At 61.7% G+C, this 23,780-nt stretch carries 24 protein-coding genes; 14 read left to right on the top strand and 10 right to left on the bottom strand.

The window, feature by feature from the left end:
- Positions 1-31: 31 nt before the first annotated feature.
- From DIE11_RS17685 to DIE11_RS17645, 9 genes are all read right to left on the bottom strand, one after another.
- On the bottom strand, positions 32-343 hold the full coding sequence (locus DIE11_RS17685) for a hypothetical protein (protein WP_260437138.1): 312 nt from the start codon (positions 341-343) through the stop codon (positions 32-34).
- A gap of 64 nt (positions 344-407) precedes the next feature.
- Positions 408-953, bottom strand: a complete 546-nt coding sequence (locus DIE11_RS17680; protein ID WP_124625952.1) for a hypothetical protein — start codon at positions 951-953, stop codon at positions 408-410.
- A gap of 563 nt (positions 954-1,516) precedes the next feature.
- Positions 1,517-1,855 (bottom strand): hypothetical protein, encoded by a 339-nt coding sequence (locus tag DIE11_RS17675; RefSeq protein ID WP_124625950.1) that lies wholly within the window; start codon positions 1,853-1,855, stop codon positions 1,517-1,519.
- Between the two features lie 267 nt (positions 1,856-2,122).
- Positions 2,123-2,677: a hypothetical protein gene (locus DIE11_RS17670; RefSeq protein WP_124625948.1), complete on the bottom strand. Its 555-nt coding sequence runs from the start codon at positions 2,675-2,677 to the stop codon at positions 2,123-2,125.
- Between the two features lie 178 nt (positions 2,678-2,855).
- Positions 2,856-3,422, bottom strand: coding sequence for a DUF4189 domain-containing protein (locus DIE11_RS17665; protein WP_124625946.1), 567 nt, complete (start codon positions 3,420-3,422; stop codon positions 2,856-2,858).
- Between the two features lie 32 nt (positions 3,423-3,454).
- Positions 3,455-4,522 carry a helix-turn-helix domain-containing protein gene (locus DIE11_RS17660; RefSeq protein WP_124625944.1) on the bottom strand — a complete coding sequence of 356 codons (1,068 nt, stop codon included), beginning with the start codon at positions 4,520-4,522 and terminating at the stop codon, positions 3,455-3,457.
- 37 nt (positions 4,523-4,559) lie between these two features.
- A complete protein-coding gene (locus DIE11_RS17655) occupies positions 4,560-5,015 on the bottom strand; it encodes a hypothetical protein (RefSeq protein WP_260437137.1) in 456 nt (151 codons plus the stop codon).
- Between the two features lie 157 nt (positions 5,016-5,172).
- Positions 5,173-6,678: a hypothetical protein gene (locus tag DIE11_RS17650; RefSeq protein WP_124625942.1), complete on the bottom strand. Its 1,506-nt coding sequence runs from the start codon at positions 6,676-6,678 to the stop codon at positions 5,173-5,175.
- 302 nt (positions 6,679-6,980) lie between these two features.
- Complete coding sequence (locus tag DIE11_RS17645) at positions 6,981-8,147, bottom strand: helix-turn-helix transcriptional regulator (protein WP_124625940.1); 1,167 nt, start codon at positions 8,145-8,147, stop codon at positions 6,981-6,983.
- A 623-nt stretch (positions 8,148-8,770) separates the two neighbouring features.
- Between DIE11_RS17645 and DIE11_RS17640 the strand changes: the two genes are divergently transcribed.
- The 9 genes from DIE11_RS17640 to DIE11_RS17600 all read left to right on the top strand — a co-directional run bounded on the left by DIE11_RS17640 (position 8,771) and on the right by DIE11_RS17600 (position 16,787).
- Positions 8,771-9,799 (top strand): helix-turn-helix domain-containing protein, encoded by a 1,029-nt coding sequence (locus DIE11_RS17640; protein WP_185633780.1) that lies wholly within the window; start codon positions 8,771-8,773, stop codon positions 9,797-9,799.
- 149 nt (positions 9,800-9,948) lie between these two features.
- Positions 9,949-10,857, top strand: coding sequence for a LysR family transcriptional regulator (locus tag DIE11_RS17635; protein ID WP_124625935.1), 909 nt, complete (start codon positions 9,949-9,951; stop codon positions 10,855-10,857).
- A 321-nt stretch (positions 10,858-11,178) separates the two neighbouring features.
- Positions 11,179-11,931 (top strand): ATP-binding protein, encoded by a 753-nt coding sequence (locus tag DIE11_RS17630; protein ID WP_124625933.1) that lies wholly within the window; start codon positions 11,179-11,181, stop codon positions 11,929-11,931.
- A gap of 113 nt (positions 11,932-12,044) precedes the next feature.
- Positions 12,045-12,272: an AlpA family transcriptional regulator gene (locus DIE11_RS17625; RefSeq protein WP_124625931.1), complete on the top strand. Its 228-nt coding sequence runs from the start codon at positions 12,045-12,047 to the stop codon at positions 12,270-12,272.
- Between the two features lie 29 nt (positions 12,273-12,301).
- Positions 12,302-13,165, top strand: a complete 864-nt coding sequence (locus DIE11_RS17620; protein WP_124625929.1) for a ParA family protein — start codon at positions 12,302-12,304, stop codon at positions 13,163-13,165.
- Positions 13,149-13,391: a type II toxin-antitoxin system HicA family toxin gene (locus DIE11_RS17615; RefSeq protein WP_124625921.1), complete on the top strand. Its 243-nt coding sequence runs from the start codon at positions 13,149-13,151 to the stop codon at positions 13,389-13,391. Before DIE11_RS17620 ends, DIE11_RS17615 begins: the two co-directional genes overlap by 17 nt.
- Positions 13,384-15,051 (top strand): ParB family protein, encoded by a 1,668-nt coding sequence (locus DIE11_RS17610; protein WP_124625919.1) that lies wholly within the window; start codon positions 13,384-13,386, stop codon positions 15,049-15,051. Before DIE11_RS17615 ends, DIE11_RS17610 begins: the two co-directional genes overlap by 8 nt.
- A 10-nt stretch (positions 15,052-15,061) precedes the next feature.
- A complete protein-coding gene (locus DIE11_RS17605; RefSeq protein ID WP_124625917.1) occupies positions 15,062-15,622 on the top strand; it encodes a DUF2857 domain-containing protein in 561 nt (186 codons plus the stop codon).
- A complete protein-coding gene (locus tag DIE11_RS17600) occupies positions 15,510-16,787 on the top strand; it encodes an STY4528 family pathogenicity island replication protein (protein ID WP_409364576.1) in 1,278 nt (425 codons plus the stop codon). The genes DIE11_RS17605 and DIE11_RS17600 overlap by 113 nt, the downstream gene beginning before the upstream one ends.
- Positions 16,788-17,059: 272 nt before the next feature.
- Here the strand turns inward: DIE11_RS17600 and DIE11_RS17595 are convergent, their stop codons facing one another.
- Positions 17,060-17,839: a hypothetical protein gene (locus DIE11_RS17595; RefSeq protein ID WP_124625913.1), complete on the bottom strand. Its 780-nt coding sequence runs from the start codon at positions 17,837-17,839 to the stop codon at positions 17,060-17,062.
- Positions 17,840-18,302: 463 nt separating this feature from the next.
- Here DIE11_RS17595 and DIE11_RS17590 point away from each other — a divergent pair, with 463 nt between their 5' ends.
- The 5 genes from DIE11_RS17590 (at position 18,303) to DIE11_RS17570 (ending at position 23,281) form a co-directional block, all read left to right on the top strand.
- Complete coding sequence (locus tag DIE11_RS17590) at positions 18,303-19,097, top strand: PFL_4669 family integrating conjugative element protein (RefSeq protein ID WP_124625911.1); 795 nt, start codon at positions 18,303-18,305, stop codon at positions 19,095-19,097.
- Entirely contained in the window at positions 19,097-19,582 is a 486-nt protein-coding gene (locus tag DIE11_RS17585) for a DUF3158 family protein (RefSeq protein ID WP_124625909.1), read from the top strand. The genes DIE11_RS17590 and DIE11_RS17585 overlap by 1 nt, the downstream gene beginning before the upstream one ends.
- Positions 19,583-19,623: 41 nt before the next feature.
- Positions 19,624-20,025 (top strand): single-stranded DNA-binding protein, encoded by a 402-nt coding sequence (locus DIE11_RS17580; RefSeq protein ID WP_124625907.1) that lies wholly within the window; start codon positions 19,624-19,626, stop codon positions 20,023-20,025.
- A 69-nt stretch (positions 20,026-20,094) separates the two neighbouring features.
- A complete protein-coding gene (locus DIE11_RS17575; RefSeq protein ID WP_124625905.1) occupies positions 20,095-21,126 on the top strand; it encodes a site-specific DNA-methyltransferase in 1,032 nt (343 codons plus the stop codon).
- A gap of 139 nt (positions 21,127-21,265) precedes the next feature.
- On the top strand, positions 21,266-23,281 hold the full coding sequence (locus DIE11_RS17570) for a DNA topoisomerase III (protein ID WP_124625903.1): 2,016 nt from the start codon (positions 21,266-21,268) through the stop codon (positions 23,279-23,281).
- Positions 23,282-23,780: the final 499 nt, after the last annotated feature.

Raw genomic sequence — 23,780 nt, 5'->3', positions numbered from 1 at the left:
GGCACGCCGTATCATGACCGGTCGCGGTGGGTCAGCACCCGCCCTCATGTCTTGGCTGCAACGTGAGCGCGTTATGCCGTTGCCCCCACAATGTGCAGATAGCGGTAAGCGGATTGTTGAAACAGCCAAGACAGAGACAGTCCGAGTCGGTCGCGGCATCGTAGGGCACCGTGATACTGGCCGACCAACCTTCGAACAGCTGCAGGTCGTATCCGCCGACACATTCGAGGCCTTCGGGAGCGGCCTCGGAAACACGACATCGACGAAACAGATATCCAAGTCCAGCCGCCAGCGGACCACGATGCTTCAGAAGAAGCAGATATTCGCCGTCGTCAAGCAGCAAGGTGCCTGTCGTCCCGAAATGCATGGTCGCTTGTTTTCAGATTCTTCGGCTACACGGTCCACGTTCAGCACGGCGCCTGCGCAACCCACCCACTCCCATGGATGATGCATGTTCGCGGTTCAGGCGCTGGGGAGGTATCTTGGCAACGCCCACCGATGCAACCTGGGTTTGTCCGGCCCGCGAAAGGCGAACCGGTATCCTGCGCGGCCATACCCGGATGCCTGGCAAACCAGGCATTCAGAAAACGCTTGTCGACGTCGGCCTTCCGAGCCTCAAGAGCATCCCATCGTCTTTTCCAGTCGCGCGCCTTGTCCTTGTCACCCGAGGCCAAAACGGATTTCGACTCCACCAGCAATTGCCGCTTTTCGAGATCGAATTGGATATCCTCCTTGGGAACCAGATCTTTCGCCACTGACTCCCGATCAGCGGCGATAATCTTGTCCATCCCCTCTACCGCCGCATCGATCTGTGCGGGTGTCGATACGGGTGCCTTGGCATTGGGAGACTGAGCATTCGCGGGCCGAGCGCCCCACGACGTTGCCCCCGCCGCACACCCAGCGAGCGCCGCACCAGCCACCACCAGGCCGGCGGCGAGCATCGAAGTACGCATCTTCTCTCCTTTGTATATGCGTCCGAGTTCCATCTCGGTCATATGGAATATGGTCCTTTGCTGCCGGCCGTATGGGTTCGGTGAGTTGACTAATAACTCACCCTTAGCCCTATCAAGGCAGGGCAGTTCTTTATGCAGCGGCCCCACTCTGAAGAATCAGCCACATGGCGTCAGCACGCCGCTTCGCTTGTTTCCCGTTTCTTCAGGAACACCGACCACGTGCTCAGCATGGCGCCTAACCCACCCACCCGTTTCCTTTGATGATGCACGTCCGCGGCGGGGGTGGTGGGGGTGTCCACTGACAATGTCCGCCGATGCAACCCGGGGCCGTTCGTCCAGCGAATGGCGAGCCGGTTCTTGCGAGATCATACCCGGGTGCTGTCTAAACCAGTCGTACATGAAGCGCTCTTCGGCCTCGCATGACATACATACCCGACCCCTAGCAAAAATGACGAATACACCCTGATTATTCGATCACTACAGCAAAGGCGCGATGAGGTTCATCATCATGAGCATCAGTGGCGGAAGGGCACACTTGACGCCGCGTCGCCACCTTCAATGAATCAGCCACATGGCTCCAGTACACCATTACCACGGTCACACCATCGGTTGACCGTTGGTGGCGGAGGTTTCCGGGGTCCGCACTGGTTTTCGCCATTGGCCGGGTCGACGCAGCCGTGAACGTCGTAGTCCGGCTGACGGGAAAGCCATTCTTGTACCCTTGCGTGTCCTTGCCTCACGAGAAGCTCTCTCCTCGCCATCAAGGCATTGTTCTTTTTCAACCATTCATGCGCCCTGGCTAGATCATGTGTCGCCATGATCGCCTCGCCTTCAGGTATCAGTTGAGCTATTTCTCCATCCAATTGCAGAACCTCACTGGAATAAAAGCCCTTTTCGACCATACTGCGATCTCCATCTGTCGTCGCAGCCCAGCGCTCTGATGGTGACTGATCCCGTACGGGCTTATCAAAATGGTATGGCGAGGCACACGAAGACAGGATCGCTACGAGGCTTGCCGTCAATGTCGTTCGAAAAATCGCTGCACGCACAATGAAATCCTTTATCTGTTAGTGGACAGCACTGCTCCTCGTTTAGAGCTCCGCTGAGCAACCGCCGCTAGAGATCGCGGCGATGATTTATCAACGCTTTCGGCAATAAAGCCGACGTACTCAGCACGGTGCCTGGCCAACCCAACCGTTCCCGTTGATGATGCACGTTCGCGGTTCGGGTGGCGGGGGCGTCCACTGGCAATGTCCACCGATGCAACCGGCGTCGGTTCGTCCCGCGAACGGCGAGCCGGTATCTTGCGAGGCCATCCCCGGATGCCTCCGGAACCAGTCGTACGTGAAGCGCTCTTCGGCCTCGTGCCTTCGTACAGCAAGCGCGTTGTATTTCCTTTTCCACTCGCTCCCCGCCGCCTTGTCGCGCGATATCACGATGGGCTTGGCTTCCATCAGCAATTGCCGCATCTGGCGATCGATCTCCAGGTCTTCCTTGGGAGCGGCATCCCTCGCAATCCTGTCACGGTCGTCTGCGGTGATCTTGTCGATCGCTTCGATGGACTTGTCTACGTCTTCCAGCGTCAGCGCCTTGGCGGTGGCAGGCTGACTGGCCGCAGCCTGGTTCGTCACGGGTTGAGCTACCCAAGGCGAGGTCCTCGCCACGCAACCGGCAAGCGCCGTAACAGCCACCACCATCCCCGCGGCGAGAATCGATGTGCGCACAATATTCTCCCTGTGAAATGCATCCGAGCTCCAGCTCGGTCATACGTAATATGAACATTCGAGCGTGACGAGCAACGTCGTCGCGATCACCCTCACCCGCAGGGACGCAAGCCTCAGTCTTTGCACACACCCTGCACGCAACCGTCGTGGGCTGCTCCCCATCATTCGAAACCTCGTGCTATTGAATCCGCCTGGGCATGCTGCATGCCGTGTAATAGACGCGGCAATGGGGATCGCCTGAATTCACGCAGGTTTCCATACCGCTCTGTGTCGCCTCTTCCACGGTAGGGGCACTGCCCACGTTGTACCGCTTGGCGCTGATCACCATCGAAACGCATTGATCATGGTAAGTAATCTGGACGGTGCAGGTCGAACCATGTTTCGAACGGCAATTCTCACGCGCCGCTTCTACTGCACGGCTCTCGCTCGGCATATCAACGGAGGCCCCGAAGCTGCCATCATCGTCGTGTGTAGCAATCGCGCCCCACTGATGCATCCATCGCGGAGGCGGCGGCGCCATGTTTCCCTGATAGCCGGGCGGAATGGGCCCACATGAACTGATATCCGTGCCGCCATACGACATTTGCCCGGCCGGGCAACTCACCTGCGCACACACCGCACGTCCCACGAGTAATGCTGTCGCGAGAACGGCCAGTCGGACCATCGCGCGCGCAGGCATATGCAATCGCATCCGGTACGCTGCAGGCGACCCTACCGCCAGTACGATCCTTTTCAAGCTCAACATAGGCACTTCTCCTCTTGCCCGCCCGTCGTGTGTCAGGACGCTTGACTATCCTGCCGGCTCTCCGCGTCGGCCTTCAGCCATTGAACGAACGTCGGCCCGTGCGTGCGTGTCGCAATGACCTGGGGCTGCGATGACGAAATACGTCGCGTTTCCATCGCTTCTCTTGGTGTGCATCCGAACGCCGCACGAAATATCCGGCTGAAGTATTTTTCGTCGTTGAAACCGTGGCGCCACGCAACGTGCGCAACACGCTCTTTCGGCATATCCGGGTCCGTCAGAACGTCATAAGCTCGATCCAACCGCTGCCGCTGAACCTGTCGCATGACGCCGCCGCTCCCTTGAAAGAGTTTGTACAGTTTGGCCCGTGAGATGCAGATCGCCTCGCCGATCACCTCGGGCGTCAAGTCAGCGCGATGCAGATTCTCCACGATGAATTGCCTGGCCTGACGAACCAGGGAGAGATCCGTCTCGGGAAGATCCCCGTGCGACGCCTCACTTGATCGCATCAATCCCGCCCGCAGCAGTGCATTGGTTGCTCGCACAACGTATGGCACATCGCCGGCACCCAGTTTTTCCATACTGCCTTGCAGAGTCAGCAGGTGCTCGGCGAGAACGCCTCCCATGACTGGATCAATGGTGTTGATGCGTCGGCTCACGTCCAGCGATCCCAGCATATCCCGGCGAACCAGCAAGCCGATGATGTCGCCGGCCGTCACCACACAATCGAAAGGGAGGCTCATGTCGCACACGTACAGCTCGCCTATGCGACTCTGAACCCAGCGAGGCCCAAACCCGTCCGCCGAGCTGCCGGTGAGTTGAAACATCAGGTGAAAATGATCCAGGCCATCGGCCCGGATTTTTCGGGCGCTGCGAATCGCGCGATAAGACACCGTGTGTGCATGCCGAATCCAACGGTGTGACGTAAGCACGAACGGTCCGAATCGCACCGCATGGAATTCAACGTCGAAAGGAACAGCCGTATCGCTCGGCGACTGGTAATCGCAGGTCGACATGGCCCCTGCCCACGCCTCGAAGCGCTCCTTTTCCGGCACGTCGAGCGTCGAGAACCGATAAGTATCTAGCGGAGAAAGGTCAGGCATCGGGAGTCGTCAGTGTCGGTTAGCGACGAGCCTCACGTTATTGCACATCGCCAAACCAGTCCTTGACCGTGCCGTTGCTGCTATTGAACTCGAACTGCATCGTCTTGGCCTTGGTCGGGCCCGACGTAGCGTCAACCATCTGTCCGGCGTTGGTCGCCTGGGCAAGAAGCCCCGCACCCGGAATGAAGCTCGCAGCCATACCGGCCATCGACAACAACCGGTTGCCCTGGCCTGGCATATGGATGTTGGAGTACACCCACATGTCTTTACCCAACTGGGGGAAGCTCTTCTTCTGGAAGGGGTCACCGAACATCTGCGCGATGTCGCTTTCGGTGGTCTTGCCCGGAATGACATGGGCCTTGAGATAAGCGCTGTCGAACGGAGACGGATGATTGGCCTCGTCACCCCCCATACCTGCGCAGGCGGCCATGGCCATACAAAGGCCGATACCAACAATTTTGCGATACATGATTGCCCCGATTTTTCCTGCCATGTGGTCTCGTGTCGGTCCGCTGGTGAAAGCCCAGCAGCGATGCCTTACCGCTTACCAAGCAGCCCCCCCGACGCGTGACACGCACGGCTATGACACAAGCCGACCTGCTGCGCTCATGGGCGCGAGACACCACAGGTCGGCATGAGTGATGAAACAGTTAATGGCCTGGCGTATAGAAGGCCGTCTGGATTTGCTGACCAACATCCTCGATGTAGTTCTCCCAGATGAGCGCCATGGCGCCGGCCGCATTGACCGCTAGCGCGGGCCAGGACGACGACTGTGGGTCCTGGCCTAACGTCGTCGCACTCCACGTCCCGTTGCGATAGCTGCTCGTGACGATGTTCGAGGACCCCGACGTCCCCATGTCCTGCCAGGCAGCGGTGACGTTGCCAGCATCGTCGATCACCAGCGGCGGCAGTTGTCCGGCAAAGGAATTTAGATGCTCCGACAATGTCTGCAGCGGCCCCCAGTTGCCGTCGGTATCCGCCACGCTCACCTTCAGGACAGCCCCACCCTCCGCCCACATGACGCCGGCCGCGCCGTTCTCGCTGACCGCCAGGATCGGCGTGGCGATAAAGCCCGACACTTCCGTGATCTCCGGTGCCACCGGCTTCGCCGCCTGCCACCCCGTGCCCGCCACATAGCGTTGCGACATGGTGGTGGTCATGATCTTCCCGTTGGCGACATCGAGTTGCCCCCAAACGAGCGTGATGTTGCCCTTCGCATCCATGCCGACCGTCGGCGTGTCGATGTTCGTGAACAGGCTCGTGTCCGTCACGGCAGGATTAACGTTCGTCCAGCCATTGGCCGCGTCATAGGTGGCCGTCCAGATCGCCGATTGCGTGTGGTTCGTCTGTCCCCACGCAAGTACCGCGCTACCCGACGACAGGACCGAAATCACGGGCCGCACGTTGAAGGTATCCCCCATCACCGCCCCCGGCCCGGTCTGGACCGGCATCTGGATCTGCGTGGTCGGGGACCACTTCCCGTCCGGGGTATATCGCGTCCATGCAATGCGCGAATCCAGAATGCTAGTCGCTTGCGGGAAAGCGACGAGAGCATTGCCCTTGCCGTCGATACCCGCCGTATACGTCGAACTCGTGACGTCCGGCGCCACTTCATACGCCGCTCCCCATCCGGCACCCGGACTGAATGGACGCGCCCACAGTGCGTACATATTCGGACCAGGCGTCCACTCGGTCCAGAACGCCACCGCCTGACCCGCAGCATTGCCGACCAATTGCGGTTGAATGGTGCCCGGTCCGGTCATCGCGTGCGTTCCATCACCGGTATCGAGCCGTGTCGCCGTGCTCCAGCCTGCGCCGGGCACGTACCGCGCACCCCACATTTCATTGCCAATGGCGCCCGTGGGGCCATTGGTCATCCACGTCACGAGCGTATCGCCGTTGGCATCGATGGTCGTGCTGGGCTCGAATGCGACCGTCTTGCCGTCGAGTGCGACGGCCTGGCTCCAACCCGCCTGCGTCTGAGACGTACCACCGCCGGTACTTCCACCACCTGTATTGCCGCCTCCGGTATTTCCACCTCCTCCAGGAGACGAGGGGCCGGACGACGAGGCACTGCCTGTCGTCGAAACATCGTCGCCGCCACACGCAGTAAGCGTCAGACAGGCCGCCATAACCGTCCATGCAATGAGTTTCATAAAAGTCCTTTTTTATTTAATCGCCGACCGGCGTTTCCTTACTCTCCAACCCTGCACACAATCCAACGTCGGGGCATCCATCACCAGACACCTCTCTCCGACGCGTTGCCTCACCTAACCAAAACGCATCCGGCACACCACATTGCATAGGCGCCTTCATCTGATAAGTAGTCCTTTACTTCTTACGGAATAAGCAGTTCAGCGTATCGCTTGCCAGCCCATTCATGGACGTCAGAGGCCTTGCCCCGATCGACGGGGACAAGACAAAAACGCTCTTCGTACCGGGCAAAAGATTACCGGCGTCAAAGACACCTGTCGCCTCTCATTTGGGATGGGACTTTCTCCTCTGGCGGCCGGAACAACGCCACGCTTCGCGCCACAAGCACCGCCACTTCGGCCTGTCGGTTTGTGCCCGTCTTGGCAAGGATTCGCTTCAGATGGAATCGCACCGTGCCCATACCGATCCCCTTGCGCTGGGCGATCTCATTAAGCGAAAGTCCCATCCCCAGATCGGCGGCAATGGCCGATTCGGTCGGAGTAAAACCGAACAACTCTTGCAGATAGTGCACGCTCGCTGTCGGATATTCCGGATCGCGCAGCATCACGAGGGCAAGCGGTGTGGCCGTCTTGATCAGTCCGCTCGGTCTTAGCGGACTGACGCTCAATGTCAGCGGCAACCGACCGGCACGTGGAATCTTCAACGTATGGCCTAGCGGCATGGCCCGGCCCGATGCTGTCAACACCGACGACCGGATCAACTGCACGAGCCGCTCATGCAATGCACCATCATTGAGGCGGACACGGCCTGCGTGACCACGAATCGCCTGCCCCGAACGAAGCAGATATTCCGCCATCGCATTCGCGTACAGCACCTGGCACGATTGATTGGTGACCAGCACGCCTGTATCGACGCGATTCAGCGCCTCCAACGCGGCATCGTGCTGGATGGAAGACAGGCGCTGGCTTAACTGGAACGCGCGACGAAGGTGCGGAAGAAGGAATGAGGCGCGCTGGCGGTCCCTGGTACTGAAATGCCGCGCCGTTTTGGGTCGATGAACACCCAGTACACCAAGCGCGCCGTCACCGACCGGAAACAGTGTGCCGACGACATGATAGATGTCGAGTTCGCGCAGCCACTCCTGATAGAAGCCACTTTCACGCTGCTCGCGAGGCGTGACGAGATCGCGGTCCGTGAAGATCGTCTCAACGCTGCGGGCCACAGCGCGGTGGACCCAAAGATCGTTCTGGTGCCAATGGGTCGCCCAATCCAGGCGCGCCTGCGGTACCTGCAGGTTATCGGTCGACTCAAGCAATTGCACATTCGCGCCATCATGGAGCTTCAGGACAGCACTGTTCGCATTGAACGCCGTCGCGATCGTCGAGGCCATCCCCGCCCACTGACCGCTGTCGATAGAGGCGTCGTAGAGCTGGCCAACCAGGCTGGACAGACCGTTATCGAGGTATGTCATGCCCCTTTCCCATTCCGTGGATTTTTCCCGATCCATCGCGACGGACAGCGCAATCGTCGGAACAAACGCGCGCCATCAGACCACCTCTCCCTGGACCGCTCCTTGTCAAATAGCCCAAGACGAATTAATGCATGCCACGCCTCTAAAAATCTCACCCTATATAGGAGATACCCCCACCCATAATCCGATGGCGTCAGCCCGCTACGTTTCGATATTTAAAGACAAACGAGGTGAATTTAGCTATTCCATTACGCTTAAAATCCATGCCTTTTATCTATACCTGACGCGCGGCACAGCCGCGCCCTTCGCACAAGGGCGTAGAGGATGGTACACAGGGTCAACTTTTGAAGAAAGGTTGACGCAGAAAGCATCTTAAATCATCGCTCTTTAACAGAAAGCGGAGCTGCGTCCATACTAGGTGGACGTGCGTTTTAATAAAGACAAATTAGATACTGCGCGATAAAATTTTTTGCGCGCCTGCTGACGATTAACGCCGAAGCGGAAACGATTTTTACAACACAGAAAGGTAAAACCATTCCGCGACGAGGGTGCCCGATCTCTCCTGCCGCACGGCCAAGCGGTGCAGGAAAGGCGGTTGTAAGGTCATTTTTGCGGAGATGTGTATGGAAGAATCGGCCCGCTTGACGACGCGGCGCTTCACCACTGAGGGCGTGGCACCGAAGGAGCGGTATGACGCCTGGATCGGCACCAGCGCGTTTTACGACATGACCAGGACGGCACACGATGCGGACTTACTCGAGGCGCGCAGTCAACACGTCACGATTGGCCCACTGATCATCGCCAGCCGCACGCTGCACGGGCCCGCGACACACCCCCTCTATCACGCGACGCGTACGCCATCACGCCTGCGTGCCGACGGTCATGACTTCCATTGCTTCAATCTTCAACTCGAAGGTCAGCTCGCCCTGCGTTCCGACGACGCCGCGTCCATCAAGCAAGTCGGCGAAATGTACCTCCTCGACTCCGCGCAGGCCTTCGAGTGCGCGATCTCGGCGGGTTCGGAAGTCGCGGTAGCCGTGCCACGCTTTCTGCTTCCGACCTCGACCGAACGTCTCCATGGCACGTCACTGAACGCAGGGGTTGCCGGATTGATCGCCGATCACATCCTGTCTCTTCACCGTCGTTGGCATACGCTGACATGGGTGGACGTACCACATGTGGTCCATGCGACGATTCAACTGCTCTCGGCAGCCATCCACCGTCATTTGGAGCCGACGGGCTCGCAGCGGTTTGAGCCTGGCGATGTGACACGCTACCGTGTGCAGCACTTCATCAACGAGCATCTGGTCGAAGTGAGCTTGACGCCCGAGCGCATCTGCCAGGAGGTCGGTGTCTCCCGCGCCAAGCTCTACCAACTCTACGAATCGGCGGGCGGCGTCATGCGAGCCATTCGCCGGCAACGTCTGGTCCAGGCCCATCGCACGCTCTGCTCTCCCGCTGGCCGTCATCTTCGGATCGCGGAAGTGGCCTGGCAGTACGGGTTCACTGACGAAAAATACTTCAGCCGGGTGTTCAAGATGGAGTTCGGTTATTCGCCACGCGATGCCGCCACCATAACCACCGTGACGGATTTCGCACAACGCGCCGACGTTCAGCGGATCGACGACCCTGGTAACCCTCCAAGCGACTGACCTTGCCGCGGTCGTCTGTACTCTCGATGAAAAACCAGTGTGCAACCTGTCACATTCGCATCACACGCCATTGAAATGGCAGGCACAGATGACAATGCTCTTACATTGACTCAATACAGTGTCCTGCGTGCTCAGACAAGGATGTTGCCATGGAGCTGCGTCACTTACGGCATTTCCTCGTGCTGTCCGAAGAGCTTCATTTTCAACGGGCAGCCAATCGCCTCCATATTGAACAATCGCCCCTCTCCCGATCGATCCGGGAACTCGAAGCCGACCTGGAAGTGCGTCTGTTCGACCGCGATCGCCATGGCACACGACTCACCTGGGCGGGCCGCAAATACCGCGACGGGGTCGAGCGCGTCATGGAAGCGCTCGAACAAGCCAGGGATAGTGCCCGCATGGCAGCCTCCGGCTACCACGGCGTGCTGCGCATCGCCGTCGCTGAAGGCGTCGCCGCAAAGCATCTCAGTGATCTGCTGACCCGGTCCCGCCGCGATGAGCCACGCACGCATGTGACGTTATCCGAGGCGGATTTCCGACATCAGGTCAAGGGACTACAGCACGATCTTTATGATGCCGCCTTTGCGCATGCCACGTGCGACGACAAGGACATCACGTCCATCCCCTTGTGGGATACGCCCGTCGTCCTCGTGTTGCCGGATCGCCATCCACTGCTCCACCACGACCGGGTGCCCTTGTCCGAAGCACTCCGCTATCCCTTGATCCTTCCGAGCAAACAGACGCACCCCGGCACGTTCCAGCAGATTACCGAATGGCTCCCGCACCCGCTCCCGTCCTATATCGAGGCGGCGTCGTTCCTTCTGATGATGGTCCAGGTGTCGTCCGGGCACGGCCTCGGCATCGCCTCCGAACACGACATGACGGCCTATAAGACCCTCGATCTCGTGTCGCGACCGCTGGCAGGCCTCGCCCCGTCCCTGGTGACCTACGTGCTGCGTCGCAACGATACGTCCTTCCCCGAGCTCGACCGGTTCATCGAACGCGCGCAACAGCTCGCGCAGGGCGATGACATTCGCCCGCAGGCGGCCGCACGTTAGTTGTTAATTAGGTCAGACGAAAATCGCGCGATGCGAGCCATGGTGGAGGACCGTTGGGAAATCCATCACGCCCGTTTTCAACTCCAGGTGCGTACGGGGTCTCACGTGAGACCTCCAAGGTCACACAACCCGGTGTGACCTTCTATGCAACGATTCAGACGATATGCACCTTTACATACGGTCGCGTTTGGACAAAAACGTAGAGGCTTCGTGCCACACGGAGGGACTACCGCGTCGAATCCACTTACCTGCATCGTCGCAACGTGAGTGGACCCATCTAGATCATGGCTCACAAGGAGCTTTATCCGAAAGGAAATGCACATGCGCGACAATACCGATACCAGCGCACATCAGAAGGTCTACTACCGGCCGATCGAGGCGGCCATCCGCTGGAGTGGGCTCGTCCGCTTCGAAGCCCGCATTCTCACCACCCTGGGACCACGCCGCATGCCCGCCCCCACGGACTGCCGGCGTTGGCCGGCGCTTCGCCTTAATACGGAGCGACTCTTCGACGGCATGCAGAATCACGAGTTGCCGTACGGGAAACATGGCATCACCCATGACGATCCTGCATTGCTGGATGATCCGGACCTCACCATCCGGCACGTGGACCTGAAACGCTGGATGCAAACGTTTTATCCCGAACAGAAACCCGTGTTCCTGTTCGACGCCAGCGAGTGTGCGGCCGATCCGCTGCTCGACCGTCACGTTTTCCAGGCCCTGCTTGCCGAACGCGATGTCCTCAAGTTCCGGCTTGAATCCCTGCAGACGGAACATCAGGCGCTACACCTGGAACACCAGGCGCTAAGTACGGAACACCAGGCGAGCCTGACGCGGGAGCATCGGCTACGAGCGACAAGCCCCCGCGGCCAAGCCACCTATCTGAACATCATTGCAAGCATGCTTACATTGATGTTGAGTCAGTCACCGTCCGGCACACCGTATTCCGCCTTCCGGTCCCAAGGGTCAATTATCGATGCGATGCTCGCCCACTACGGCGATGTGTTCGGCATCTCGCAGTCGACGCTAGAGAACAAGTTCGCGGAGGCCAAACGGCAATTTCGCATCACCTAGTCACCGTGTCACCTATATGGGCTACGGCCGTTTCGTATTTACAGTGCCCCGGGTCACCCGCCATCGTTTCAATGGAGCCGACTCACGCTAACAAGCGCTAAGGAGCGGCTCTAATGACCAAGCAGACGAACACCCCGGCAAGTCCGGAACCAGCGACGGAACATAGCTTCCTGCGGCGCGCGGAAGTCGAGGCACGTACCGGCTTCAAGCGTGCCCATATCTACAACCTGATGAACGAAGGCAAGTTTCCCAAAGCGATCCGCCTTGGGGTACGCGCCGTCGCGTGGGACTCGGTCGAAATCGACCAGTGGATTGCTGATCGCCTGAAAAATCGCGTCTGACGCCCACGGACACCACGGAGGGCGACGCGATGCGCGTGGTTTCGATCATCTCTACGAAAGGCGGCGTCGGGAAGACCACGACGGCGGCCAACCTGGGCGGCTTTGTCGCCGATGCCGGTTTGCGCGTGCTGTTGCTCGATCTTGACGTGCAGCCGACGTTGTCGAGCTACTTTCCGCTGGCCACGCGCGCGGTGGGCGGCGTCTATGAACTGCTCGCATTCAATGAGCAGGCGCGCGACCGACTCGTCTCCTCAACAACCATCGACCACCTGGACCTCGTGCTGTCCAACGACGACCGTGGCCAGCTCAGCACGTTGCTGCTGCATGCGCCGGACGGGCGTTTGCGCCTGCGCAATCTGCTTCCGGTCTTCGCGCCGCACTACGACCTCATGCTGATCGATACCCAGGGCGCGCGCAGCGTTTTGCTCGAAGCAGCCGTGCTGGCGTCAGACCTGGCTGTGTCGCCGGTCACGCCAGAGATCCTCGCCGCGCGCGAACTGCGGCGAGGCACGCTGCAATTGATCGAGGACATTGCGCCGTATCAGCGGCTCGGCATTGCGCTCCCGCCGCTGCGCCTGCTGATCAATCGCGTCCCCGCCGTGTCTGCCAATGCACGCGTCGTCCAGCAAGCATTGCGACAGATCTTCGCCGACCAGCCCGCCGTCCAGGTGCTGGCCACGGACATTCCGGCGATTGAAGCCTATCCCCGCGCAGCCACGCAATCGCAACCGGTGCACCGGATCGAGCGGCGTCGCCCGACCGGCCGGGTCGCCCCGGCCGCGTTCGACACGATGCGCGCCCTGGCGGATGAACTGTTTCCTGCCTGGCGCGAACGCTTTGCGCAGGTCCATACCTCGACCGATCAGACCCGCCCCCATGCCCAACATTCATGACTTGGTGCGCGGGCATCGCCGGCTGCGCCCGCTGATCGAGTACGCCCTGCGCGAAGGCTGGGATGTCCAGCGAACCGCCGGCGGCCATCTGAAATTCCTCAAGCCCGGACTGCCTGCGATCTATACCAGTTCGACGGCGAGCGACCATCGCGCGATCCGCAACGCCCGTGCGCGGCTACAACGCGTCTTGCGCGACGCCCCGGATGAGGGGGAGTACCATGGCTGAATTGACTGCGCAAGCGATGGCGGAAAAGCTATTGGCCGACGGGTTTCCGCGCACCGATCCCGAGGCGACCACGCTCAGCGATCCTCTCGCCGACACGGCCATGGTCGTGACGCTGGACGAGCTGCGGCCGTACGAACACAATCCACGCGTCACTCGCAATCCGCTGTACGAAGACATCAAGGCCTCCATACGCGAGCGCGGCCTCGACGCGCCACCCGCGATCACCCGCCGCCCCGGCGAGCCGCACTACATCATCCGCAACGGCGGCAACACGCGCCTTGCGATCCTGCGTGAACTATGGACGGAAACCCGGGAAGAGCGTTTCTTCCGTATCGCCTGTCTGTTCCGGCCGTGGTCGGCCCGCGGTGAGATCGTCGCGCTCACCGGCCATCTTGCCGAGAACGAACTGCACGGCGGGTTGTCGTTCATTGAACGGGCGCTCGGCGTCGAGAAAGCGCGAGAGCTCTATGAGCAGGAAAGTGGCCAGCCGCTGACGCAAACCGAGCTGTCCCGCCGGCTGACGGCGGACGGCTATCCCGTCACGCAGCCCCACATCAGCCGTATGCAGGAAGCGGTGCGTTATCTGCTACCCGCGATTCCGCATCTTCTCTATGGCGGACTCGGGCGACCGCAAATCGAACGGCTGACGGGGCTGCGTCGCGCCGGCGCGCGGCTCTGGGACACACGCGCCGCAGGACGGTCAGTGCCCGTCGAGTTCGCCACGCTCTTCCAGGAGATTCTGTCGACGTTCGACGGTACGCCGGACACCCTGCCGATCGCACGCATCGAAGACGAGCTGGTGGGGCAGATGGCCGAGCATCTCGGCATGGACTACGACACGCTGCTCTTCGATCTTCGCGATGCGGAGAACCGCCAGCGCGCGCTGACCGGCGCGCCGGCAGCGCCGATCCCCTCACCCGATGCCGCGCGTGATGCGACCAGCCGCGCCATCGACGCAGCATCCGCCAGGCCGATGATACTCCCCGTCGTGCCCTCAACGACGGGGAGCACGATACCGGCCGGCGCGCCCGCGGACGCGTCGGTGGGGCAGCCTGCTTCGTCGACCCCGGCGCCACGCATAACGGGTGAACATGACCCCGACGACAGGCCACCAACAGCCATCGTGTCACCCGCACCGACCACCGGACGGCTCGATGCCATCCAGCGGCTGGTCGCCGAGGGGCTGGGCGACGAACGCCCGGACGCCACCCACGGGATGCTGCAATCCATTCCTATTCAGGTCGATGCGCTCTACCCGATCACCGATATCTGGTTCATCGATGCGGGCCTCGACGCACCGGCGCCGCTGCGCACGCACATCGCCCAGTTCGCGCGCGAGATCGCGGCCGAGGCAGGGCTGATCGACGCGATCGATGAAGTGGCCTCGGGCGTCGGCTTCACCTGCACGCCGCACACGGCGAGTCCCACTTCGGCTGCGGCACCCCGGCATGCCATCGCGGCACTGCTGCACGCGCTCAGCGAGGGTGCACCGACCACGGATCTGCCCCTGGCGTCGTTACTGCTCGGCGGCGCCGATGGCAACAAGGCGCGCCTGAGCGACGAGGCCCTGGTCAAGCTGTTCCGGCTCGTGCGACTCGCCCGTCGATTGCACGATCACGATCGCGGACACACGACCGGCACGCCGATCGCACATGCCTGAGGACACGGATATGTCCACCCCGCATCCCCTCAACCAGGCCGTCATTGCTCAGGCGCTCCATGATCTGCGCAATGGGCAACTGCGACGCTGCAAGGCGATGGGGTTTGGCGAGGTGGAGCTCGACGCGTTGAAGAAGCCGGCCCTGGTCAGCATCCTGCTCAATGCCACGGTGTCGTGGTGCTCGGTGAAGGTCAATCGTGATGTGCTGCTACGGCTGCTGAAACAGGTTCAGGACGTCGAGACCGAAGTGGCGATGATTGACCGAATGCTGAGTCTCGGCGCGAGTACGGAAATGGTGAGCCATTTCTATGGACTGACCCATCAGGAAGTGGCGCTACGGCGCGACATCCTCGGACTGCCGAAACGCAAGGGTCGGCATCCTGTCCTGACTGAAGCACAGGAAGCCGCGTTGTGGGAACGCTGGAAGCCGCAGGTGAAATCCACCGGCATTGCCCTTGATGACGAGCCGGGGATGTTGCCCCTCGCCCTCGACCTCGCCGAAGGCATGGCGCTGCCCGCATCGGTCGTCTGGTCCGCCATCAGGAGCTGGATCGACCAGGGCCTCACCTGACATGCACGGGCCCACGCCACCTCGCCCGCCGACGCCTGGCGTCATGGCGGGCGATGCGTTTCTGTTCAGCGGCAACCGGCACGAGAGCGTACCGCGCGCCCTCTTTCTCGACGCCCGGCTGACGCCCCTCGAACGCAACGCCTGGCAAGTCATCCGTATGCAGCTCGCGGAGGACGGACTAACCGCGTTTCCCACGTACGAGCAATTGCGCCCCTTCCTCGCATCCATGCCGTGCACGGCTCGGGCCTCCACGGAAACTGTCGCGCGCGCGTTGACCCTGCTGCGTCTCACCCGGTGGCTGAGCCTCGTGCGACGTCGGCGCGATCCGATCAACGGTCGCATGGCCGGCAACGTCTATGTCCTGCACGATGAACCACTCACCCCGTTTGAAGCCATGCAGCTCGACCCGGAATACCTGAGTCTCGTCAGTGATGCCTTGTCGCATGCGAGCAAGGCCATACAACGGGTGGGCCAGTACAGCCTGCAGGAGATCCATCACGATCCGATGTTGCGGGGGCGCGCCTTACCCACGCGTTTGCAACGGCTCACCGAACGTCTAGGCGATCAGGGTTGGGATGGCCTTGTCGATGACGGCGTCTCCGAAGGCGCGGCTACAGGTTATCCACAGACAGAACCCCTGCACGATTCCGAAGGCGGGGACGAAGTCCCCCTTCGGAATCGTGCACCCCCGCCTTCGGAATCCGAAACCGGTGGCGAAAGCGCATGGGATCAAGCGCTTCGGAATCCGAAGGCGGTCAGTACAGTACGTACTATAAAAGCATTAGAAGAACGTACTGTACGGCGCGCGCGCGACGGCACCGACGCCACGCTCCGTTTGCCTGCGCGATTCGCCCTGTTGCACACGGAGCAGCAGGCCGGCGCGCTGCTTGCGCTCGAAACGCTTGACGCCGATCTCCAGCAGGCGGTGCTCGATGAATGGCAGGCGCGGTGCGATAGCAGCACCGTACGCAACCCGGCGGGCTACCTGTTCGGTGTGGTCCAGAAAGCGCTACGTGGTGAATTCAAGGCATGGGCCAGTCAACGCGCCACGCCACCAACCTCACCCCCTCCCTCCAAACCGCCGGCCAGCCCCCCGCGGCGCGCCGATCCCGTCGTGGCGAATGAGCATATCGCCCGGCTCCGCAAGCTCCTGGGTTTGCCGTGAACGCGACAGACGTGAGGCGATTCGTCGTCGCATGTACGGGAGAAACCCCTGCGGCGGTCGCGAAACGTTGTCCACTGACATCCATTGCCGTTATACCACTGGTATAAATGGCCGACGTCGCCGCGAGGCGAACCGCCGGACGACGGATTCGCGAGACCCGCGACCGGTTTATACCACTGGCATAAATACAGATCCCAGAGCGAATCTGTGGACGAAACCATACAACGCCCCCTCGTCAACGACGGGAGGTCGCGCACTGCGTCGAGATCGCATCAAGTCCCTACAGGCGGGTTTGCTGGCGCAACCGCCGGTAAAGTACCGGCCTTCGGAGGTTTCGGTGGTATCAATCCGGCCAATTGGGTAAGCGTCAGCATCTTGGTGTTCTGTGGTTTTTTGACGAGCCACACCTTGCTGAAGGCCAACACGTTGGCCCCATCGGTCAGTGACCGGGTACAGAGCAGTTCGGTATGAAAAATGTTGGGCATCGGTACCTTGTCGCCGAGAGAACGCATGGCACCCTCAATCGCCTTGCTACCGATCATCTTCTTCAAGTTCCATTTCTGCGAGCCGGTGGCAGACAGCATGCTCATCGCCGCTTTGTCCGTGCCGCTTGTCCCGATGGTGGAAGACCACGAGCCCTCGGTCGACAAGAGCGCAACGAAGGAAAACTCTTCGACAAGTGCGTACAGCGACGCCGCACGGATGAAATCCCGAATCAGATCGCGACGGCGGTTAGCGGCATTGCTGGGGTCCGTCTTCCGCCACCATTTCAACTCACAGCCACCTAGGGTCGACATCACGCCCTTGTTTCCGACACGACCGAGATAGAGATCCACCGGCGCGTCAGTCCAACTGGGAGGAACAATCTCGCGCTCGATCACCCACGATTGCCGCTTGCGAGCTGCCTCCGCCGCCGCCGCGACAACCAGTCCGTCTCGCAACGTGATTTCGCCCATGCCCTCGAGCGAGCCGGTCGCCAGTCCATGTGCCCCATGGGATACCAACATGCTCGCGATGGCTTCCGCCAATGCCTTGATATCTGCAGGTTTCATTATGTTTTTAGGTCGTCGGAACATGAATCGTGAACCGGCCGAACTCGAACCACTGCGACGTCGACCGTCGCCCTCGTTCATGTCGCACCGCCACCGCTCAACCATGACCACCCTGTCCATTTTGACAGGTTCATCCAGGTCGACTGCAGCCACAGTATCGTGCCTTCGGGCAAGCCGTGATGCCCGTCGATGCCGCTACCATAGCGAGGCAGCGTCCCTCCTCCACCATTTCCCCATCCCAGAGGGTCCAGTGGCTTCCATCAAGCATACGCGGAGATTTATACCACTGGTATAAATCTCCGCGGCGGTACAGCCCCCCCGAGCAACGGCTCTCGAATACGCTCCATGGGTGCCAGGCGTTGCATGCGAACGCCAAACCGGGACTCGACAGCTGCGCATTGCTCACTGACGGCCTTCCGCATCCTGCCGAAGCTGGCGACTCCCCTCCCAGGCGAGTCGCTCCATGGCCACCGACGTCGAACTCAATCTCGGATCACTGCGCAGTGCGATGGCGCTGACACTGCACACGCACCACGCCTCGCGCATCTGGCACGGCCGGGCACCCGCAGAAGGCCGCCCCGGCATCATCGGCCTTAACGGTTTCATCAGCGTGATGAACAAGATGAAACGCGGCAGCGAGCAGGATGATCCCTACTCCGACTGGTGGATGATCCGCATCGAAGACAAGCTCGCCGAGACCAAGACGCAACTTCAAGCCCTGCGCCAGCAGGTCGACCAGGCGCTCACTGCCGTGCCGCCAGCGATGAGCCTTGGCGAAAACCTCAACGTCCAGCCGGTGAAACTGCCGCTGTTCATCAACGCGCAGCTGGGCTTCATGGCTGTCTACCTGCTCGCCGAGTTCGACGATCTCGCGCGGCGGCTGATTCTGGCCCATCACACCGCCATGATCGACCGCAGCACGCTCGAACGCTGGCTCAACGACGGCGCGCACGCGTTGCGCAGCCTGTTCGCACTGGCGCAGCAGTACAAATTCTCCGGTGCGCAACGCGACGACTTCGCCGCGAACAACGCCATGGCGCGCACCGCCCTCGAACGATTCGGTCCGCTGCCGCAAGACGTGCTCGAAGGCACGCGGCGCTCACGCTTTGCCCCGCCGATCGTACGCCGCACCGGACTGAGCCGCGAGGCGAAGCCCAACGTGGAGACCCCAGTCGCCTCGGTGGAACACGACGCCGAGGTGCCCGCCGAAAGTCCGGCGGCGGAAGCGTCGGACGACGACGCCGACGAGCCCGCGTGATGGCGCCGCGCTATTTCGTGCCGCTGGAACAGGCGGACTTCCTGCGGCTGGAACATGCGCCCTACCTAAAAGGCCTTTTAAAACCTTTTAAAGGTAAGGGACAGCTGGAGGACTGGGCCAATCACTGCGCTGCGCTGCGCGACGATCTGATCCGGCTGGCGCTCCATCACGTGCTTCCCCAGGCACGGGGCTATCCGTTCGCCCAGCTCGGCGTTCACCTGGCCCAGCAAACCACTGGCGCAGGGACGACGTTCCTGCGCTGGCGCAACAGCGACCGGTCCCTGATGGGCGTCACGCTGTGGAGCGACCTGCTTCAGCACCCTGGCACACCGCACGCGCTGATCGACGACCTCTATGCCATCGAACTCCAGCGCATCGCGCTGAATATGCAGATCAGCCTCACACACACCCTCGCGCTTCAGGCCATCGCCTGCGCCAGCAAGATGGCCCACGCCGAGGCAGTCTCCCAACGTCGCAGGGGGTAGCCGATGCCGGCCTCTGCGCTCACTTTACGCAAGGAGTTTCCATGAGCACTCATTTTTTTGGCGAAGGCAATATCGGCTCCGATCCGGAATTTCGCGAGTTTCCGAACGGCAACGACGAGCCGCGCCGGCTGCTGCGCCTAAACGTGCATTTCGACAATCCCGTTCCTGCGAAGGACGGTTACGAGGACCGCGGCGGCTTCTGGGCGCCGGTGCAACTGTGGCACGACGAGGCCGAACACTGGTCCACGCTGTACCAGAAGGGTATGCGCGTGCTGGTCGACGGCCGCATCGTGCAGGACAAGTGGACCGACAAGGACGACAACCCGCGCGTGACCTTCGTGGTTGAGGCGCGTTGCGTCGCCATCCTGCCTTACCGAATCGACGCCGTGACCATGGCCGCCCGGCCGGAGTCGACGGATACTCCACCACGCGATGTCGACTAGTCCATGTTCGCGCTCGACGCGTCATCGGACGGCCATCACTGACGCGTACGCAAAAGTTGCGTATTCATCATGCGTCCATGGATCGACCGCTGCCATTTCGGCGATTGCCGCGACCTGCTTCGCGCGATGATCGCCGACGGCGTGCGCGTGCAGATGGTTGTGACGTCCCCGCCGTATTGGCGGCTGCGCTCGTACTTGCCCAAGGACCACCCGGACAAACACCGCGAGATCGGCCGGGAACCGACCCTGGGCGAGTTCATCGACACGCTCGTCGACGTGTTCGAGCTATGCCGCGCGTTGCTGACGGACGATGGCACGGCATGGGTGAACATGGGTGATTCATATGCGGCAAATCGCAGTTATCAGGTGCGCGGCACCCGGGGCGCGAGAGGTCACACGTTCTCCGGGCCCAGCGCCGTACCGCCGGGGTTGAAGCCGAAGGATCTCATCGGACAGCCGTGGCATCTGGCGTTCGCGTTGCAAAACGCAGGCTGGTATCTGCGGCAGGACATCATCTACCACAAGCGCAATCCGATGCCCGAAAGTGTCCGGGACCGGTGCACCAAAGCGCACGAGTATCTTTTTCTGCTGGCCAACCATGCGTCCTATTACTTCAACGCATCGGCCATCGCGCAGCCGCTCGCGCCATCGAGTATCGCTCGCCTGTCGCAACCCACACTCGCACACCAGCAGGGTAGCGATCGGGTGCCGGGCAAATCGAACGGTCGCATGAAAGCGGTCGGCGCACGCTTCGGCGGCACTAAATATGGTGACGACGACCGCGGTGAATTCCGTACAAAGAGTGGCAACGATTGGGCCAATGCGACGGGCCGTGCGAATCGACGCTCGGTCTGGTCACTGGCCACACAAAGCTATCGCGGCGCACATTTCGCGACCTTTCCAGAGGCGCTGGTCGAACCCTGCATCCTCGCGGGCTCACGACGCGGCGACCTCGTTCTCGATCCGTTCTTCGGCAGTGGCACTGTCGGTGTTGTCGCTCGACGGCTCCAACGCCATTACATTGGCTGCGAACTCAATCGCGCCCACGACGCCTTGCAGCGCGAACGGCTGTGCCTGGATGAGTCCGACGCGTTCGACTAGCTCGACCGTGCTGTCGCCGCCTCCATCGGGCAGCGACACAACCGGGACATCTTCGCTGCCACGTTGTCTGCTGCCGTGCCGCTCGCCAGCCACCATGCTGAAACCCATCCGCTGAACTTCGCGCGCCATGGGAGGCTGCATGCGTGTGTTTCTCTGCGAGAAGCCCTCGCAAGGCAAAGATATCGCCCGCATCCTCGGCGCTCGCGAACGCGGTAGCGGATGCCTCGGTGGGCCAGGCCTCATGGTCACGTGGTGCATCGGCCATCTTCTCGAAGCCGCGCCGCCCGAAGCGTACGGCGAGCAGTACAAGCGCTGGTCTCTCGATCAGTTGCCGATTCTTCCCGATCAATGGCGCATCGAGGTCAAGCCGAAGACTGCCGATCAGTTCCGTGTGGTCAAGAACATTCTCGGTGCGGCCTCCGACGTCGTCATCGCGACCGACGCCGATCGCGAAGGCGAAATGATCGCGCGCGAGATCCTGGACTACTGCGGCTACCGCGGCCCCATCCAGCGGCTGTGGCTATCCGCGCTGAACGACGCTTCGATCCGCAAGGCACTTGCCGCGTTGCGGCCCGGGCAGGACACCCTGCCGATGTACTACTCCGCGCTCGCGCGATCACGCGCCGACTGGCTTGTCGGCATGAATCTCACCCGCCTGTTCACGGTCCTCGGTCAGCAGGCCGGCTACAACGGCGTGCTGTCCGTCGGCCGGGTGCAGACGCCCACGCTGCGGCTGGTTGTCGAGCGCGATCGCGAGATCACCCGTTTCGTGCCCGTGCCGTTCTGGTCCATCGACGTGACACTCGCGACCCACGACACCCGGTTCGTCGCGCAGTGGGTGCCCCCCGCCGGCAGTCATGACGATGCGGGCCGATGTCTGCAGCAGAGCGTCGCCCAACGGGCGACCGACAGCATGCGCCGCGCCGGCACCGCGCAGGTGATCGACGTCGCGACCGAACGCGTCCGCGAAGGGCCACCGTTGCCATTCGATCTCGGCACGCTGCAAGAAGTGTGCTCCCGCCAGTTTGGCCTGGATGTGCAGGAGACACTCGATATTGCGCAAGCGCTCTACGAGACGCACAAAGCGACGACCTATCCGCGATCGGACTCCGGCTACCTGCCCGAGAGCATGTTCGCCGAAGCGCCTACGGTGCTCGACAGCCTGCTCAAGACCGACCCCAGTCTCGGACCGCTCATCCCCCAACTCGATCGCCAGCAGCGTTCGCGCGCGTGGAACGACAGTCAGATCACCGCGCACCACGGCATCATCCCCACGCTCGAACCGGCCAGGCTGTCGGCGATGAGCGACAAGGAGGCCGCGGTCTATCGCCTGATCCGCGCGCACTACCTCGCGCAGTTTCTGCCACATCATGAATTCGATCGAACGATGGCCACGCTGACCAGTGGCGGACAGACCCTGCATGCGGTCGGCAAGCAGGTCATCGTCCCAGGCTGGCGGCTGGCGCTGAGCGAACCCGACGCGCCCGATCCCGAGGACGCATCGTCACCACGCACCCAGGTGCTGCCGCCGTTACGAGCAGGCCTGGACACGCGTATCGAGCATCTCGATCTGAAGGCGCTCGAAACCAAGCCGCCACGCCCCTACACGCAGGGCGAACTGGTGAAGGCGATGAAGGGTGTCGCGCGACTCGTCAGCGATCCGGTGCTCAAACAGAAGTTGAAGGACACCACCGGTATCGGGACGGAGGCGACCCGTGCCAGCATCATCAGCGGCCTGCTCGGACGCAACTACCTCGTGAAGAAGGGCCGTTCGATTCGTGCGTCCGACGCCGCGTTCACGCTGATCGATGCCGTGCCTGCCGCCATTGCCGACCCTGTCACCACGGCGATCTGGGAGCAGGCACTCGACATGATCGGCGCCGGCCAGTTGACGCTCGACACGTTTATCGCGAAGCAGTCCGCATGGATTTCGCAGATCGTCTTTCAGCACCGTGGCGCCACGCTCTCCGTCAAGATGCCGGCGGCACCTGCCTGTCCACAATGCGGGCAGCCCATGCGCCAGCGTACCGGCAAGAATGGCGCCTTCTGGTCATGCTCCCGCTACCCCGAGTGCAAGGGCACGCTGCCTGTCGAATCCAGCACCGGCAAGCGCTCCGCGTCACGCCCTCGGCGGCGCGCGCCGAAATCCTCCTGACGCCCGGCATCCCCCGCCGCGCCGTGCTCGTGCACGGTGTTCGGTGATCGTTCCGCATCCCGCGGAACTCCCTGCACGCCGACCTCCCATACTGTGTGCCAGTCCCGCGTTCACCCGGCGCGGACAGGGAGGCTTTTGTTCCTGGCGTCACCACGACGCCACTTCCGATCCCGCTGCTATGTCGCGCGAGGGGTCTCCTGACGTCGCATCGCATGGTGTGGGCGTGAGGTCAGGAGACCCCTCGGGTCGACGGTACTCCCGGCCGGTGCCCGCCGGCGCAACAACGGGCTCCCTTTGTGCGCGGATGTGTGCCAGAGGATATCGACCTCAACCACGACACTGGTCGAGTGATGACTGAGGCAGCGCGGCTCTGACGACGGCCGGATCGCTGGTGCAGTCCGCAGGTGGTGTCTCTGTCGTAGCCGGAGGTCCGCGTGACCTTCGGCGTCTTGCTCCTGCTTTGCACACCCGCGTGGCCCACCCGGTCCGCGCCCACGAA

The sequence above is a fragment of the Burkholderia sp. Bp9012 genome, from assembly GCF_003853825.1.
Classification (GTDB): domain Bacteria; phylum Pseudomonadota; class Gammaproteobacteria; order Burkholderiales; family Burkholderiaceae; genus Burkholderia; species Burkholderia diffusa.
This window is presented reverse-complemented; position numbering and strand designations above follow the sequence as displayed.